Below are 16,945 nucleotides of genomic sequence, written 5' to 3' on the forward strand. Positions count from 1 at the left end.
AGACGAATGAGGGCAGCAATTCTAATCATGCTCACTTGTTGTTCAACTGCTGGCTGCGGTGTTTCGAATTTGACTCTGAAGGAAGAGAATAAGGTAAGTACAGCAAGTGAACCTGTAATTCGAATCGTAGCGAACAGCCTAGGTATGAATTTCCCGGAGGGGATGGATGAGAATCATAATCCATATCTCAGTTATATCGAGAAGAACATTGGTGTTCAGGTTAATGTTACGCTCCCTCCGCTCAATGGGTATGATGAAAAGCTCAATGTCATTATGGCGTCTGGCGAGCCTCCGGATTTGCTGAATACAAGTGATCCATCGTGGTTTATCCATTTCGTAAATCAGAAGGCGCTGACGCCTTTGAATGATTATATGGATAAGTACGGGACAAATCTTAGAGCCAAAATTCCCAAGGAAGCATGGGATAATGTCACCGTGGATGGCAAGATCTATGCGATCCCGAGTCTGAACGAGGTGAAAGGAACCGAAATTATTTATGCCAGGAAGGATTGGCTGGATAAGCTAGGCATGCAGCCGCCTAAGACAATTGAGGAGTATACGGCAGTTATGAAGGCTTTTGCTGAGAGAGATCCAGATGGAAATGGGAAAAGGGATACCTATGGCTTATCGATTTTGGAGCGGCTGCGCAGAACTTCGCCATTTCTAGGCGCATTTGGTGTGCAAATGAAAGCTTGGTATGAACGAGACGGTAAATTGGTCTACTCGGGGATCCTTCCAGAAATGAAAGAGGCGCTTCTGTATTTGCGAGGCTTGTATGACGCTGATATTCTAGACCCCGAATTCCCTTTGAATAAAATTGATGTACTAGGAGAAAAAATTGTAAGCGGACGAGTAGGATTATTCTCAGCAGCTTGGTCGGACACGCGCTCACATATTGCCGCAAATCGCAAAGCTGATCCCAAAGCGGAGTGGATTCCGCTGGATTTCCCAACTGGCCCGAATGGGAAACATGGTGTGTACAGTACCACTAACGTCCGATCCTACAACGTGATTCCGAACAAGAGCGACAAGGCGGCAGCAGTCGTTAAGTTCTTGGATTTCGTTGCAGGTCCAGGACAAACCAGCTTAAAGCTAGGCTTTGAGAACGAAATTTGGACAAGGGTCAATGGGAAATTGTCCATACGATTTGATGAGCATACGAAGCATGGCTATCGTGGGATCTACGGTGCGTTAGCGGATGTAGCGGATCCAATTGTCACACGAGATCGGTTGGAAGCCCTTGGTTCACAATTCCGGCTATATGATAACATCCAACGGATCGAACAGAATTTGATGGTTGACCGATTCAACGGGCCTCCAACGCCAGCAATGGGGAAGCATCAAGTGAAGCTTTCTAAGCTGCAAGAGGATACCTTTACGCGAATTATTGCAGGCTTAAGCCCAATAGAGGAGTTCGACGCTTTTGTGAAAAAGTGGAAGGAAGCCGGCGGTGATGAAATTACTGGGGAAGTGAATGAATGGTGGCGAGAAACCAACCCATGATCAAAGAGTTCTTATCCCGAATTCGTAAATTACTAACCAGTTATATTCAAGTTCGGTTGACCTGGTATTTTCTCCTCATTTTGCTCCCATTAGCGGGATTTAGCCTATTTGCTATAGCCAAATCGCAGGTGATTCTGGAAGTGCAGACGGGGGAAAGGACACAGGGAGCCCTGCATACCATGACGGATTATCTCGATCTCACTTTGCAAAATATTGAGCAGTTATCCTCATTGATTGCTTTCGATACGAATGTGAACACTACGCTGCAGTCTGTTGGTCAAGAGCCGGAAAAGCAGTCGTTCGTTCACTTTGCCCAAGTGATGGATCAGATAACTAGCATGACGACTGTTAATCTCATTGTCGATCAAATCACGATTATTCATATGCCTTCACGCACAGTTATTTCGACCAAATTCGGTGGAGGCAAGCTGCCAGCGGGTGCGGAGAACCAAGAATGGTACCAGCATTTGATGGAAGCGAACGGGGGAACGATTTTTTTTACACCGCAGGTAGGTGAATCCTACTTCGATGCGGACAGTGTGCATCTGATTCGGACGATGGATCCCTATAACCGCACGCTGATGAATCCGAATTTGCTTATTTTATCTGTGAAAAAGAGTGCTCTTATCGAGCTTGCGAAACCTCTGCTGCCTTCCAAGAATGCGAATATTTATCTCTTCGACAATGACGGAAGATCGATCACTGGCACAGGTGGAAGTGTGAATAACCAAGTTTGGGAGAAGGGGGACAAAGTCAGGACGATTCGCAAATCAACTCAAACAGGGACAGAAATGGTTACGATCAGTGTGAAATCGAAGCTATCTGGATGGTCGCTGATGATGGAGCAGCCCCTATGGGAAATTCGGAGTCATACCGACTCGTTGAAGATTTTCTCTTATAGCATCTTAGTTGTCAGTTTAGTCTTGGCGATTTGGACATCTTGGATTATTTATCGTGGTATCTCCGCACCGCTGCGCAAATTAGCTTATGGGATGAAGCAGCTCCGCACAGGGAATTTCACCATCCAACTCGAGGATACTCGTGTAGATGAATTAGGTTATGTGATTGAATCGTTTAACCGGATGGCGGAAAATCAGAAAACACTGATTCGAGATCACTATGAGAAGCAGCTTTTATTGTCCAAAATGGAACTGAAATTTTTGCAATCCCAAATTAATCCGCATTTTCTCTACAATACTTTGGATTCCATATATTGGACGGCCAAAAACTATGAAGCAGATGAAATTAGTGAGATGGTGTTGAATCTATCAAAATTTTTTCGTTTAAGCTTGAATAAAGGGAATGAGACCTTTACTGTTAAAGAAACGATTGAACATTTGAAGTATTATATTAAAGTACAGCAACTGCGATTCCTAGATCATTTCACGGTGCGCTTCGATATTGCGGAGGAAAGTGCGCATTATCATGTGCTGAAGCTCCTCCTTCAACCATTGGTTGAGAATGCTGTGCTACATGGCTTAGAGAAACAGAGCAGCGGCGGGGAACTTGCCATTTCTTCCTATGTCGATGGTGGCTATCTCGTCTTGGAAGTACGCGATAATGGCGTTGGTGTTAGTAATGATCGGCTAGATTATATCTGCGGTAAGTTAGAAGAAGCAGCTAGGCAAGCGGTTGAAGGTATTTCTACCGATATCAAAAAGGAAAAGGACCTGTTCGGGTTGCGAAATGTTGTTGCACGAATGAAGTTATATTATGGAAATGAGTCACAATTTCAATTTGAGAGTGGTCATCACATGGGAACGCGGATTACGCTTCGTCTCCCACTGGACATGTGTGAATCACCCATAGAGGAGCAGGCAGGGTAGCGCTCACTGAGATCATACAGCATGATAAATATACGAAAAAGAAGATGATGTGATGGGAACGGCATGGAGCTTGAGACGGAAAGCTTGGCTGCATAAGCATTTCTCCGGCAAAGTGATGGATTATCAACAGATTATTGGTTTATATATACCGATCCTTATCGATCAGGCATTCCTTGTTGGGCTTAATTTGGTGAATATTGCCATGATTAGTTCATCAGGCGTTGCTGCCGTTAGTGCAGTAAGTATGATTGATTCGCTGCAAATATTTCTGATCAGCGTATTCGTAGCCGTTTCAACAGGTGGAACGGTGGTCGTCGCTCAGTATAAAGGAAGCGGAAACGAAGGCATGGTAGCCAAAGCCGCAGCCAGTTCCATTTCTCTAGTGTCAGCATTCGCGCTCGGCATTAGCTTGTTAATGATTGTTTTTCATACACCCGTGTTAACGCTGCTATTCGGAACTGCATCTCCGGAGGTTTTCGCTTATGCCAAGACCTATCTGATTGGGAGCAGTGCATCTTATGTGGGAATCGCAATTGTGGAGGCTGTTTGCGGTACATTGCGAGGGATCGGGAAGTCCAAGACATCCTTGAAACTCTCGTTAATTATGAATCTATCGTATGTCTTATTGAACGTAATATGTATCCATTTCTTACAGATGGGTGTAGATGGATTGATTATCGCCGTGAATGTGTCCAGATTTCTAGCGGCATTCGTAGCTGTGCTGTATGTGGTGAAATTAGATACGAATTTTCAAATGCGATTATACGACTTACTTCATGCTAATATCGCAATGATGAAGAAAATTTTGTTTATCGGGCTTCCATTTGCAGCGGAGCAAATGTTCTTTAATGGGGGTAAAATCGTAACGCAAGTATTTATCGTTAGTCTAGGGACGCATGCTATGGCGACGAATGCAATCGGCGGTACGATTGCAGGGGTGTTACAGATTCCGGCTGCCGCGCTGTCTCTAACTACGGTAACTGTGATTGGACAATGTATGGGTGCGCAAAATGTGAAAGACGCACGCAAGTTTGCCAAATCGTTCCTTTGGCTTGCGTCGTTTACGCTACTCTTGACGGCACTGATTCTCCTTCCGTTGTTTAAACCGTTGATTAGTTTATTTCACCCGCCAGATGATATCATTCGGGAACTTTTTATCATCGTGTTGATTAATGCAATTGCACAGGTTCCACTCTGGCCAATCAGCTTTCTCTTGCCAGCCGCGCTTCGCGCTGCGGGAGATTCCAAATTCACATCGGTTACCTCCATGTTGTCTATGTGGTTATTCCGGGTCGTTCTAGGCTATGTGCTTGGCATCCTGTTTCACATGGGCATTATCGGTGTATGGTTAGCGATGAATATTGAATGGGGAGTTCGTGGCCTAATATTCCTTTGGCGTTTCAAGGGGGATCGATGGTATCGCCATCGATTGATTGAGCCGGCGACGGAGTTAAAGTAATGAAAACAAGAAGACATGCAGACAAGAAGACACCTTCCTTGCGATGGTGTTTTTTCTTGTATTCGCAGCCATACTTTCAAATAAATGTAAAATATACAGTTAATATTGCTGAATTTACTACATTTTAGTGAATAGATGGAAAAAGTACAGGTAAATTAAGCTTAATTAATAGTTTGGACGATTTTAGCAGAAATTAACTGTAGGAAATCCATCTACTGCTCTCAAAACGTGAGAATCGACAACAATAACAACATAAAATCCAGTTATTTGGTTTGTGGAGTTGGAGAAAGGTATGTTAGTAGCAGAAGGGGTAGGGTAGGGGAGGAGAAGAGAAGAGAAGAGTAGAAGTAGGAGTAGGAGTAGGAGCTGTCTGTAAGACGATAATTTTAACTTATAGTCAGTCCGCAAGCAGTTTTGCAATTAAAACTGAAGCTAGTGAAGTATAAATTAGAGTATGCCATTTGTGAAATTGGTGTAAATCTCACATGAAAACAACTAAAAACAGGGTGTCCTGATGTAGATTTCTCTACTCCAGGACACCCTATCCCTTTAAGGCACTAAAGTTCCCATGTCATGTTCAATTGTCGAAAAAGCACTAATTTTGCATGTTAGTTCTCTTGACAATGGCGTCTAAACGACACCTTGTGCGATCATCGCGTCGGCAACTTTGGTAAATCCTGCAATATTTGCACCGACAACGAGGTTGCCAGGGTGTCCATATTCCTCAGCTGCTTGTACGGCGCTTCTGTAAATGTTTTTCATAATCGCGTGCAGCTTATCATCTACCTCGTGGAACGACCAAGAGTATCTCATGCTGTTTTGAGACATTTCAAGCGCCGATACAGCAACGCCGCCTGCATTCGCTGCTTTGGCTGGCCCAAACAAAACGCCCGCCTGTAGGAAGACATCAATCGCATCCAAGGTGGATGGCATGTTCGCGCCTTCGCCTATGGCTTTCACCCCATTGCTGACAAGCAGTCTTGCTGATTCTTCGTCGATTTCGTTCTGTGTCGCACTCGGAAGCGCGATATCACATGGAATGGACCAGATACCATTACAGCCTGCATGGTAAGTTGCATGTGGGTGTTCCTTCACATACTCACTGATTCTCGTACGCTCAACCTCTTTCAAGCGACGAACGGTTTCGAGACAGATGCCATTGGGATCATGGATATAACCATTGGAGTCGCTGCAAGCAACAACTTTAGCTCCCAATTGAACGGCTTTTTCGATGGAATAGATAGCCACGTTACCAGATCCAGAAACAACGACTGTGCTTCCATCGAAGCTAAGACCTTTGGAGTTCAGCATTTCATTTACAAAGTAAACACAGCCGTATCCAGTAGCCTCTGTGCGACCTAAGCTGCCGCCGTAGATAATACCTTTACCCGTGAGCACACCAGACTCGTAAGCGCCGCTTATGCGCTTGTATTGACCGAACATATAACCAATCTCGCGTGCACCTACACCAATGTCCCCAGCTGGCACGTCTGTATCGGGTCCAATATATTTATAAAGCTCAGTCATGAAGCTTTGTGTGAAACGCATAATTTCATTGTCGGATTTGCCTTTAGGGTCGAAATCGGATCCACCTTTACCGCCGCCGATCGACTGACCGGTAAGGGAGTTCTTAAGTGTTTGTTCGAAACCTAGAAATTTGATAATACTAGCATTAACAGAAGGGTGAAAACGCAAACCGCCCTTGTAAGGACCGATTGCGCCGTTAAATTGTACGCGGAAACCACGGTTCACTTGCGTAACCCCTTGGTCATTAACCCATGGTACGCGGAAAGTAATTAAACGCTCTGGCTCTACAAGGCGCTCTAGAATGCCGTGTTTCATGTACTTCGGCTGTTTAGCCAGGACTGGAATTAAGGATTCGATAATTTCTTTAACAGCTTGATGGAACTCGGTCTCATTCGGATTACGTTTGACTACAGTTTCGTATACGCCATGGGCATATTCTCTTGCAACTACATCATTTTCCACTTGAACTAACACGCTGTCATCCACCTTCACAATTCAAATATGATAAAAAGTTTAATAGTATAGTTTTACCTTATTCGAGCCAATTGGGCAATCAAAATTTACATGTCATGTAAGCTTACGAATTGGTGTTACGAAAGTGATCATTAGACTAAATTTACAAGTTGTAGTATACTTTGCAAATTGTGAATTAGAATTTTCGCACAATGTATCAGGATACGTTTTATTATGGAAAAGAAAAGGAATTGCCTATATGGATAATCGAACACCGCGCATTGATCCTCGAATTCTTCGAACACGTCAATTGCTGAAAGACGCTTTTATCGAATTGCTTCAGGAAATGGATATCGAGAAAATATCAGTCAATCGCATAGCAGAGCGCGCGACCATTAACCGAGTTACATTCTATCTCCATTATCGCGATATTCCCGATATGCTCGAGAAGATGGCAGATGAAATGATTGAAGACATCAATCGCATTTTGACTCATGCGCAGGACGTTCAGATTTCCAAGGAAGAAGATTGGCCGATGTTAGTGAATTTACTGGAACACTTTGCCGAACATGCGAAGTTTTATAAAGTCGTACTTGCCTCAAGACGGACTCCGATTTTTACAGAGCGCATGTTAAGGCTCCTGACGGAATTGGTTACCTCACGAATCGAGAAGATGGGGGATGAGTCTGTATTAGCTACAGCAGGTATTCAAAAAGATATTGCCATATGGTACGGTTCTTCCGCATTAATCGGCACCATTGTTGCTTGGCTTCGTCAAGATATGCCCTATACGCCGGTCTATCTAGCTAAGCAGTTTATTATGATGCGTACACTTACATAGAAGAGATAGAAATTGAAAAGAGTTTAGGTGAGAGGGAGCTTGGCCATTCCAGGGCAAGCAAAGGGTAATCCTCAGGCCATCGCAGGGCAACCCCAGGCCCCATTCCAATACCTCATTCCTATGCCCAATACCTCCAGTGCATCCATTGCACGCTACCCAGACACGAGATACCCATTTAACTGGAAAATATGATGTTATTATCTCAGTTTAGGGACATTATTTCAGATTAACTGGAAAATATGATGTTAATTTGATGTGTTTTTCCTGAATTAGCGAATTGCGATGAAATTTAGATGGACATTGTACAGCTATTGTTGGAAATCGTAAGAAATTCCTGATTTTAACTGTATATTATCCAGTTATTTGAAATTTCAACGCCTCAAAACAGACGGCACAACAGAGCTGTCGTTGAAACGAAGCGCCACACAAGGTTAGTTCCCCTTGCGCGGCGCTTTTTCGCGTCCACACACCTCGCCTGTTAACCCAACGAAAACATGTATATTGAGCAAGCGGCCTCTGATCGATATGCTTGGGACATTCAACGAAGAGGGAGTGTAGAGATAATGATACTAGAACAATGGATAGGAGAGGCCTGGGAACATGGTGTCCGCAAAGTAAAGAACACAAGCCTGCGAGTAGGTGCAGCATTTCCTCACGGATCGAACGAAGGACAATTTCAATTAACCTCGCCGCATTACTGGACAGCAGGTTTCTGGCCTGGGATCTTATGGCTCATATATCAAGATCGCCAAGATGAACAATTACGCCAATTAGCAGAGAACTGCGAAGTGCAAATGGATGCTGTCATCGAGGCTTACGAGCCTCTTGATCATGATATGGGCTTCATGTGGACGCTAACCTCGATCGCGAATTGGCATCTCACCGGCAATGAGCAGTCCAAACGCCGCGCTTTGAAGATTGCCAGCCATTTGGCGGGGCGATTCAATATGAAGGGAAACTTCATCCGCGCATGGAACAGCCCGGAGCGCGTAGGATGGGCAATCATCGATTGCATGATGAATTTGCCGCTGCTCTACTGGGCGTCGCAACAAACGAACGACCCGCGCTTTAAGCATGTTGCAGAGGCGCATGCGGGAATGGCTGCGAAACAATTCATTCGTGCGGATGGCTCCGCCTATCATATTGTCTGCTTCGACCCTGAGACAGGCGAACGCACCGGCGCTCTTGGCGGTCAAGGCTATGCGGAAGAGTCCGCATGGGCACGGGGCTCGGCTTGGTCGATCTACGGCTCGGTGCTTAGCTACCAACATACCGGCCGTGCCGACCTGCTGGCAGCAGCGGAGCATGCAGCCGCATTCTTCCTCTCACACTTACCGGAGGATAAGGTGCCGTACTGGGACTTCCGCCTGCCTACCTTCGAGGGGGCATCGCGGGATACGAGCGCCGCAGCGATAGCGGCAAGCGGACTACTCGACTTAGCCAAGGTATGCGAAGGCGATCGGGCACTCTTTTATAAGGAAGGGGCGTGTGCGATCTTGCAATCTCTATCACTTCATTATGTTGCGGACCATGCCGAAGAAGCGATTCTACGCTCAGGTACGGGGAACGTGCCGATGAATCAGAATATCAATAAGCCGCTCATTTACGGCGATTACTACTACATGGAAGCATTGGCGAAGCTGCAGGATTATCCATCTTTCTGGGAAATAGGCGCTGCTAAAGCGCATGTATATCGCTAAAAAAAGTGTATATCGGATAGCGAATCCCTATGACATCTCCCTGTTAACTAATCAAAATCATGTATATTGTATGGATCACGGATTAGCGGGTACGATGAATTCAAATTACAGAGCAAGGAAGTGACACCGATGAGTCAGACACTCCCTCCTTCAACACCAGCGATGGTTAATCAGAAGGCGAGTACAGCCAGAACCAAAAGCAATTGGTTAGTAAGGAAGTATGGCAAACGCGTATTAAAACAGAACATACCGTTGTACATCATGTTTGTGCCTATCATCCTTTTCTTCTTCATATTTAAATATTACCCGATGACGGGGCTCGTCATTGCTTTTAAGAAGTATAGCTTCATTAAGGGGATTTGGGGCAGCCCTTGGGCAGGCATGGACAACTTTAAAATGATCTTTCAGACGAAACAAATCTTCAGTATCGTGTGGAACACATTAAAACTGAGTGGGTTAAGCATCATTATAGGATTCCCGGTTCCGATCATATTAGCTTTGTTGCTAAATGAGGTAAGGAAGATGCAATTCAAACGTTTGGTTCAAACGTTAGTTTATCTGCCGCATTTTCTCAACTGGGTCATTGTGGGGGGCATTGTCGTTACGGTCTTTTCACAAAGTACAGGTACGCTTAATCATGTGATCGAAAAGCTTTTTGGAGAATCGTATCCCTTCTTATATAAAGAGTTTTCTTGGATAGCCATTTATCTGGGCTCAGGCGTTTGGAAGGAAGCGGGTTGGAACGCGATTATCTATCTCGCAGCACTAACGGCCATTGACCAAAGCTTATATGAAGCATCAAGTATAGATGGTGCTAATAAATGGCAGCAAACGATACGTATTACCTTGCCGGCGATTCTGCCAACCATCATTATTATGCTCATCTTGAAGATCGGACATTTGATGGAATTAGGCTTCGATCAAGTATTCGTACTACAGAATAATGCCACATTGGAAATTTCAGAGGTCATCAGTACATTCATGTACAAAATCGGAATTCAACAAGCGAATTTCAGCCTGGCGACAGCAATGGGATTGTTTGAATCCTTGGTTGGTTTAATCTTGGTGCTTGCAGCTAATCGCATTGCGCGCAGCTTCGGCCAAGGCTTATGGTAGGCAATCAGATAACGATGTGACAAACGATTAGAAGGAGAAGCTTATGAAGCATACAAGAGGAGAGAAGATATTTTACGCCCTCAACTATACATTTTTACTACTTATTGGTCTCAGTTGTTTGTTGCCAATTGTTCATATTCTAGCGTTGTCATTGAGTGATAAGCATGCATTGATGTCGGGGACGGTAAGCTTCTGGCCCGTTAACTTAAGCTTAGACGGCTATAGTGCACTATTCAAGGAAAGTCCAATTCTCAAGGATTTTAAGAATAGTGTGGTTATCACTGTGATTGGGACATTCCTGAATATTGTGTTCACTATCCTAGCTGCTTACCCCTTGTCTAAGCGTTATTTTATCGGACGCAAATTTTATTCATTCGCTATTATTTTCACGATGATCTTCTCGGCTGGTCTTATTCCCACGTATTTATTAGTGCAGAAATTAGGGCTCATCAATAGTTATGGAGCGCTATGGCTGCCTGGTCTGATTACGGTGTGGAACCTCTTAGTATTGAGGAGTTTTTTCGAAGGATTACCAGAAGAGTTGGAGGAAGCTTCGCGTATTGATGGTTGCTCCGAATGGCGATTGATCTTTCAGATCGTGTTGCCATTGTCATTGCCAGTCTTAGCTGCGTTAACGTTATTCTATGGAGTAGGTCACTGGAATGCTTTCATGAATGTTCTCATTTATATCAATGACTCCAACAAGCTGAATTTAGCGGTACTCGTGCAACAAATGATTCAGAATCAAAGTTTGATGCAGGAGCTGACGAATACACAGCCCGAACTAGCAGCAGCGATTACACCGGAAGGCGTTAAATCGGCAGGGGTTATTGTTATGACATTACCGATGTTGATCGTTTATCCATTCTTACAACGGTTTTTCGTCAAGGGTGTCATGGTCGGTGCAGTGAAAGGGTAATGGCTGGGAATTCCTTGAAAGGGGTGATGTGCAGCACTAAACATGGTAGTCTTAGTTTTACAAGTAGATGAGATTATTGGGGTTATCTTAACAATGAACGTACATTACATGAGGGGTGACTTATTCATATGAAGAAAATCAGCAAATTAAAAGCAACATCTATTTCCTTAGCCTTAGTACTCTCAAGCACGACGCTACTTGCAGCTTGTGCATCGGACAAAAAGTCAGATACGGCAACGACGACACCAAGCGCGGCAAGCACAACAGAGGCAAGTGCGAAACCAGCGGGTCCTAAGCCGAAAATTACAGTTTCCATTTATGATCGTAATAATGTGCCTGAGGGTGAAGGTACCATTACGAATAACCGTTGGACGAAGTGGATTAACGAGAACGCACCTGTGCAAGTTGAGTTTATCCCTGTTCCACGTACGAACTCTTCAGAGAAGTGGAACGTTCTGTTCGCTTCGGGGCAAGCCCCTGACTTAGTTATGGAATTTTCGAATCCTTATATGAAGGATTTGGCGGCCAAAGGGCAAGTTATCCCGCTCGATGACGCTATTGCGAAATATTCCACGAACTACAAGAAGATGATTGCTGGCAATGAGTCCTTACAGAAATTAACGAGATTTAATGGAAAAACGTACTTTATGGGTCGTACTTTGCCATTTACAGCTAACCATTATGTGATGATTCGCCAGGATTGGCTGGATAAATTGAAGCTTCCAATGCCGAAAACAACCGAGGAATATCTCCAAGTTGCCAAAGCATTCACTGAGCAAGATCCTGATGGTAATGGCAAAAAAGATACACTAGGTTCAACTTTCTATGATGTGGATGCTTTCTTCCAATTATATCAAGCAAGTGACGAGACATTGCCGATGATCACATCCTATCATCTGATCAATGATCAATATGTCCGGACATGGGATCGTCCAAAAGCAGATTTAGCATTTAGAAAGAGTATGTATGATGCTGGGGTTGTAGATAAAGATACGTTTACAGATAAAAATGGTGCGAAAGCGCAACAGGATTGGGTAAACGGTAAACTTGGTATTTATGGTTCTGATGTGTTAGAAGGAAGTAAAGGATTCGATGTCTACACGGCGCTGATCAAAAATAATCCAGATGCCAAAGTGTCGATTATTCCGCTTCCGAAGTCTGAATTCGGGCAATTCTCGCCTGCCGGTGCTGTGCCTATGCAATTTACGTCTGCCATTAATGCTACAGCCAAGAACGTAGAAGCTGTTGTGAAATACGTCGATTGGCTGATGCAGCCTGAAGTTCAGCAGACGTTGATGTACGGTATGGAAGGCGTTCACTATAAGATGGTAGATGGTTGTCCGAAACCGATCGATTCTGAGAAAAACAAGAAAGAATTAAATTGGAATGGCGATTTCCAAATGATGTCTCAAACGGGCACAATGGGCAAATGTGTAGAGTATACGAATACATTGGATCCTTCCAAGCCGGTGGATAAAGCGTATATTGATTTAGTGAAGCAAGGTAGAGCGGCTTACATTACAGCGGATCGTCCTACAACTTCCGAAGTCGTGCTTCCAGTAACATTGACGGAAGATCTGACAGTCATCAAGAACACGTTGAAGAATACGTTAACAAATATTTATACCAAAGCTGTTGTTGGTGGAACAGGTTATACGGTTGATCAAGCGATGAAAGATGCGCAAGATGCTTGGGATAAAGGCGGCGGTAAGAAAGTCGATGACTTCTTAACTAAAGCTTATGCGGATAACAAAAAAGACGTTATTTACACAAAAGATTACTATAAATTGTTGACGAAATAATGACCTCACTTCGCTAGTCCATCATGTGCTTCCTTCCTGCTGCAAGTTAGTTCGGAAAGGAAGCACATTTTGTTTATCATATGACTAGGTACTTGCAAGAAAAGGCTGAAGTAAAGCCGCCAAATCATTCGACTCAGAGGGGGTTAATTATGTTAATGGGGAAATTCCGTTTTATGAAAGCGCTTATATTAGTGGTGGCTATGCTTGTCAATGTATGGGCACTGCCCATTCAACCTGCTTATGCGGCAGATGAGTATGACACGTTACGGGCGAAAGTGTATGATCTTACAACTGGAGGATCTACTTACGATCCAGCAGACCCCGACATTAGCGGTAAGATTACTAACATTACTACGCTTGCGCAGACAAATTGGGATACGATGAATAAGACTGCAGGGAGAACCTATCTATGGAGTGATATGGCAACAACAACGGAATCGGAGCATGTTTCCGGGAGCTACCAACGTCTGGAAGCCATGACGCTAGCTTATGTGACAAGAGGTTCAACGCTTCAAAATAATGCAGCATTATTGGCGGATATTATTAGTGCCATGGATTGGATGTATACGAACAGGTATAACACAAGCGTCGTGTATAGAGGTTATGACAATTGGTTTGACTGGCAAATTTCTTCACCACTCAGCATTAATAACATAACAACTTGGATTTATTCCAGTTTAACCGCAACGCAGATTGCGAATTGGCACGCTGTCATCGACTATCAAGCGCTTACATGGGGAGTTGGTCTGACTGGAGCTAACCGCGTATGGGCTTGCAACATTAAGATTACGAGCGGGATTATTGTCAAGAACAGTGCCAAAATCATCTTAGGCAGGGACCAGCTAAGTTCGGTATTTGATTATGTGACTTCCGGCGAGGGCATGTATAGCGATGGTTCGTTTCTGCAACATACCGCACTCATCCCGTATAACGGGGGTTATGGCATAAGCTTAATGGATAACTTGACCAAGGTCATGTATGTCGTAGCTGGTTCTACCTGGGATATCACAGATCCAGATGTAGATAACATCTATCAGTGGGTTTACAATGCCTTTGAACCCCTATTTTATAATACGTCGATGCTTGATATGGTCAGAGGAAGAAACATTGCACGATTAGCCAGTGATGATAATGGATTAACCTCAATGGGTGCGCTTGGAGCTTCTGTAGTAAGGATGGCATTGTCAGCACCATCTTCTGATGATCGGGCAGCCTATAAATCGATGATTAAGAAATGGATGACAGACGCTACGTCTCCTACCAAGTACGCTGATTTGGTCATGATCAGCTCAATTGTGCAAACGAAACAAATTATGAGTGATCCGTCTGTTTCCACAAGAGATGCGCTAATCATGAACAAACAATACCCCAACATGGCTAGAGCTGTTCACCATAGACCGGGATTTGCTTTTGGCATCTCTATGTCTTCCAATAAAATCGGAAATTTTGAAATTGTTAATAATGAGAATTTAAAAGGCTGGCATACCGGAGATGGAATGACCTATCTCTATAACTCCGATTTGACGCAATACAAGGATTCTTATTGGCCAACTGTAAACAGCTATCGCTTGCCTGGCACGACAGTCAATCAGAACACAACAGCAACAGCGAATGCCAAGAATCCGAATAGTTGGGTCGGAGGCACAGAAATATCGGGACAATATGGGATTACAGGTATGCAGTACACAGCGAATAGTGCAACGCTGACAGCAAAGAAATCATGGTTCATGTTTGATGATGAGATTGTGAGTCTAGGAGCTGGCATCACCTCCACAGACAATAAGGTAGCTGAAACGATTGTTGAAAACCGGAAGCTGAACAGCTCCGCTACCAATGCGCTAACTGTAAATGGCGCCGCAAAGTCAACTGCGTTAGGTTGGAGTGAGACGATGACCGGAGTCACAAAGGTTCACTTGGCTGGAAATGTGGCTGGTTCCGATATCGGTTACTACTTCCCTACAGCAACGACATTAAAGGGATTACGCGAGGCGAGAACAGCCCAATGGTCGAGCATTAACCAATACTCAACAGGTCCAGAATACTTTACGAACTATACACGCAATTACATGAATATGTGGTTCGATCACGGGACGAATCCGACAAATGCCGGGTACGCATATGTGCTATTGCCAGGAATGTCTAGTAGCCAGTTGGATGCGTATGCAGCTAACCCGGACATTACCGTAGTTGAGAATTCAACCGCTGCACAGGCCGTGCAAGAAAATGCGCTTGGCATACTGGGGATTAACTTCTGGAATGATGCTGCCAAAACGGTGAGTGGTGTCACCAGCAACAAAAAGGCGTCCGTCATGGTCCGCACAACCGAGAACGGAACGGAAGTTTCCGTATCTGACCCTACTTTGGCCAACACCGGGACGATCCAACTTACGCTGACACAACCACTGGGGCCAGTGGCTTATAAGGATTCTCGGATCACAACCAGTACAAGTGGCGGTACGACTACCCTCACTGTCAATGTGAGCGGTGCTGGCGGCAAGAGTATTAAGGCGTTTTTTGCAACACCTTCCGCAGGGCTGGTTACTGGCTACACGGTAAATGAAGATTTTAACAGTATGACGGTTGGTATGCTGACTGGTCAAAATGGCTGGATCTTCAATAATGCAGGGGCTGTGGAGAATACCGTTGTTGTACAGAAAGAGAATAGCGTGAGCGGGGACAAATCGCTGAAAGTAAAGACTGCCTCAACAAGCGGAAGTGCCGAGGCGTATCGTTTGTTTAACGCACCTCAAAGCGGCTATATCACAGCGGAAGCTACCGTGACAGCCGATGATAGCAACTGGAAAAACGCTCTAATCATTTCGGACAGTAGCTTGACTGCTAGTAACGTAGCTGCTCAACTGGTGATGCAAAGCGGAAAAATCTGGGGCTATAACGGCAGTACCAAAACGGATGTATTAACAGGAATCACGAGCGGTCAGCCGTATCGCCTGAAGGTTGTAATCAATGCTTCGACGAAAAAATACGACGTCTACGTCAACGATGCGCTGCTTGCTTCGGGTTGGAATTATCGCTTCTCAGGCGTAACCACGCTCGATAAGTTCTCTACCTCCATTGCTGGCAATGCCAGCTCCATGAAAGTGGATGATGTGAAAGTTGCGTATAAGCCGCTAACGTTAACTAGCTTGATCAATGAGAACTTTAACGGCCTGGCGCTTGGCAATCTGAATGGTCAAGGAAGCTGGGTGTTTGATAACGGCGGCATTACAGGAAACACGGGAGTTGTGCAGACGGTAAGCGGATCTAACAAAGCCGTCAAACTGACCACAACATCCACCAGCGGTAAAGCTGAGGCCTATCAGGCGTTCACAGTGCCAGCCAATAGCACGGTTATCGCAGAAGCGACTGTCACTGCCGATGACAACAACTGGAAAAATGCCTTAGTCATTGCGGACAGCAGTCTCACTTCGAATAACAGCGCTGTTCATCTCATCATGCAGAACGGCAGAATCTGGGGCTACAATGGAGGCACACAAACGAACGTACTGACTTCGATCGAGAACGGCGTGCCGTACCGTTTGAAAGTAATTATTAACACATCAACGAAAAAGTTCGATGTCTACGTAAATGGCGAACTGCAAGGCTCGCAGTGGAACTATCGTTACAGCGGATTGACCAAGATTGATAGACTGGGCACAGCGATCGGCGGAAATGCTAGTTCGATGAGCGTAGATGATGTCTTCGTAAGCTATAACCCTTAAGATTTTCGAGTAGATTAACTTAACTTCCAGTCCAGTCATATGCTCCGTTTCATTCGTTTGGTTGTGTGTCTAATCCATTC

At 44.6% G+C, this 16,945-nt stretch carries 10 protein-coding genes; 9 read left to right on the top strand and 1 reads right to left on the bottom strand.

Annotated features, from left to right (window positions below):
• Positions 1–6: 6 nt before the first annotated feature.
• The 3 genes from A8708_RS12210 to A8708_RS12220 are packed head-to-tail and all read left to right on the top strand — an operon-like array spanning position 7 to position 4,788.
• Positions 7–1,503, top strand: coding sequence for an extracellular solute-binding protein (locus A8708_RS12210; RefSeq protein WP_239696648.1), 1,497 nt, complete (start codon positions 7–9; stop codon positions 1,501–1,503).
• The gene (locus tag A8708_RS12215; RefSeq protein WP_068663751.1) at positions 1,500–3,329 is read left to right on the top strand and encodes a cache domain-containing sensor histidine kinase; all 1,830 of its coding nucleotides are present in this window, start codon (positions 1,500–1,502) and stop codon (positions 3,327–3,329) included. Before A8708_RS12210 ends, A8708_RS12215 begins: the two co-directional genes overlap by 4 nt.
• Before the next feature lie 52 nt (positions 3,330–3,381).
• Positions 3,382–4,788: an MATE family efflux transporter gene (locus A8708_RS12220; protein WP_068663752.1), complete on the top strand. Its 1,407-nt coding sequence runs from the start codon at positions 3,382–3,384 to the stop codon at positions 4,786–4,788.
• A gap of 630 nt (positions 4,789–5,418) precedes the next feature.
• Here the strand turns inward: A8708_RS12220 and gdhA are convergent.
• Positions 5,419–6,789 carry an NADP-specific glutamate dehydrogenase gene (gene gdhA, locus A8708_RS12225; protein WP_239696649.1) on the bottom strand — a complete coding sequence of 457 codons (1,371 nt, stop codon included), beginning with the start codon at positions 6,787–6,789 and terminating at the stop codon, positions 5,419–5,421.
• Positions 6,790–7,027: 238 nt separating this feature from the next.
• Between gdhA and A8708_RS12230 the strand changes: the two genes are divergently transcribed.
• From A8708_RS12230 to A8708_RS12255, 6 genes are all read left to right on the top strand, one after another.
• Positions 7,028–7,609 carry a TetR/AcrR family transcriptional regulator gene (locus tag A8708_RS12230; RefSeq protein ID WP_068663754.1) on the top strand — a complete coding sequence of 194 codons (582 nt, stop codon included), beginning with the start codon at positions 7,028–7,030 and terminating at the stop codon, positions 7,607–7,609.
• Positions 7,610–8,172: 563 nt separating this feature from the next.
• A complete protein-coding gene (locus A8708_RS12235; RefSeq protein WP_068663755.1) occupies positions 8,173–9,309 on the top strand; it encodes a glycoside hydrolase family 88 protein in 1,137 nt (378 codons plus the stop codon).
• 129 nt (positions 9,310–9,438) lie between these two features.
• Entirely contained in the window at positions 9,439–10,425 is a 987-nt protein-coding gene (locus A8708_RS12240; RefSeq protein ID WP_338044192.1) for an ABC transporter permease, read from the top strand.
• Positions 10,426–10,468: 43 nt separating this feature from the next.
• Complete coding sequence (locus tag A8708_RS12245) at positions 10,469–11,344, top strand: carbohydrate ABC transporter permease (RefSeq protein ID WP_068663756.1); 876 nt, start codon at positions 10,469–10,471, stop codon at positions 11,342–11,344.
• Positions 11,345–11,472: 128 nt separating this feature from the next.
• Entirely contained in the window at positions 11,473–13,146 is a 1,674-nt protein-coding gene (locus A8708_RS12250) for an extracellular solute-binding protein (RefSeq protein WP_068663757.1), read from the top strand.
• A gap of 149 nt (positions 13,147–13,295) precedes the next feature.
• Positions 13,296–16,865 carry a polysaccharide lyase 8 family protein gene (locus A8708_RS12255; RefSeq protein WP_068663758.1) on the top strand — a complete coding sequence of 1,190 codons (3,570 nt, stop codon included), beginning with the start codon at positions 13,296–13,298 and terminating at the stop codon, positions 16,863–16,865.
• Positions 16,866–16,945 lie beyond the last annotated feature (80 nt).

Origin of the sequence: Paenibacillus oryzisoli (assembly GCF_001653565.1) — a bacterium.
GTDB classification, from domain to species: Bacteria; Bacillota; Bacilli; order Paenibacillales; family NBRC-103111; genus Paenibacillus_E; species Paenibacillus_E oryzisoli.

Coding starts and splice junctions, on each gene's coding strand:
- A8708_RS12210 (WP_239696648.1), top strand. CDS start 7: ATGAGGGCAGCAATTCTAATCATGCTCACTTGTTGTTCAACTGCTGGC.
- A8708_RS12215 (WP_068663751.1), top strand. CDS start 1,500: ATGATCAAAGAGTTCTTATCCCGAATTCGTAAATTACTAACCAGTTAT.
- A8708_RS12220 (WP_068663752.1), top strand. CDS start 3,382: ATGGGAACGGCATGGAGCTTGAGACGGAAAGCTTGGCTGCATAAGCAT.
- A8708_RS12230 (WP_068663754.1), top strand. CDS start 7,028: ATGGATAATCGAACACCGCGCATTGATCCTCGAATTCTTCGAACACGT.
- A8708_RS12235 (WP_068663755.1), top strand. CDS start 8,173: ATGATACTAGAACAATGGATAGGAGAGGCCTGGGAACATGGTGTCCGC.
- A8708_RS12240 (WP_338044192.1), top strand. CDS start 9,439: ATGAGTCAGACACTCCCTCCTTCAACACCAGCGATGGTTAATCAGAAG.
- A8708_RS12245 (WP_068663756.1), top strand. CDS start 10,469: ATGAAGCATACAAGAGGAGAGAAGATATTTTACGCCCTCAACTATACA.
- A8708_RS12250 (WP_068663757.1), top strand. CDS start 11,473: ATGAAGAAAATCAGCAAATTAAAAGCAACATCTATTTCCTTAGCCTTA.
- A8708_RS12255 (WP_068663758.1), top strand. CDS start 13,296: ATGTTAATGGGGAAATTCCGTTTTATGAAAGCGCTTATATTAGTGGTG.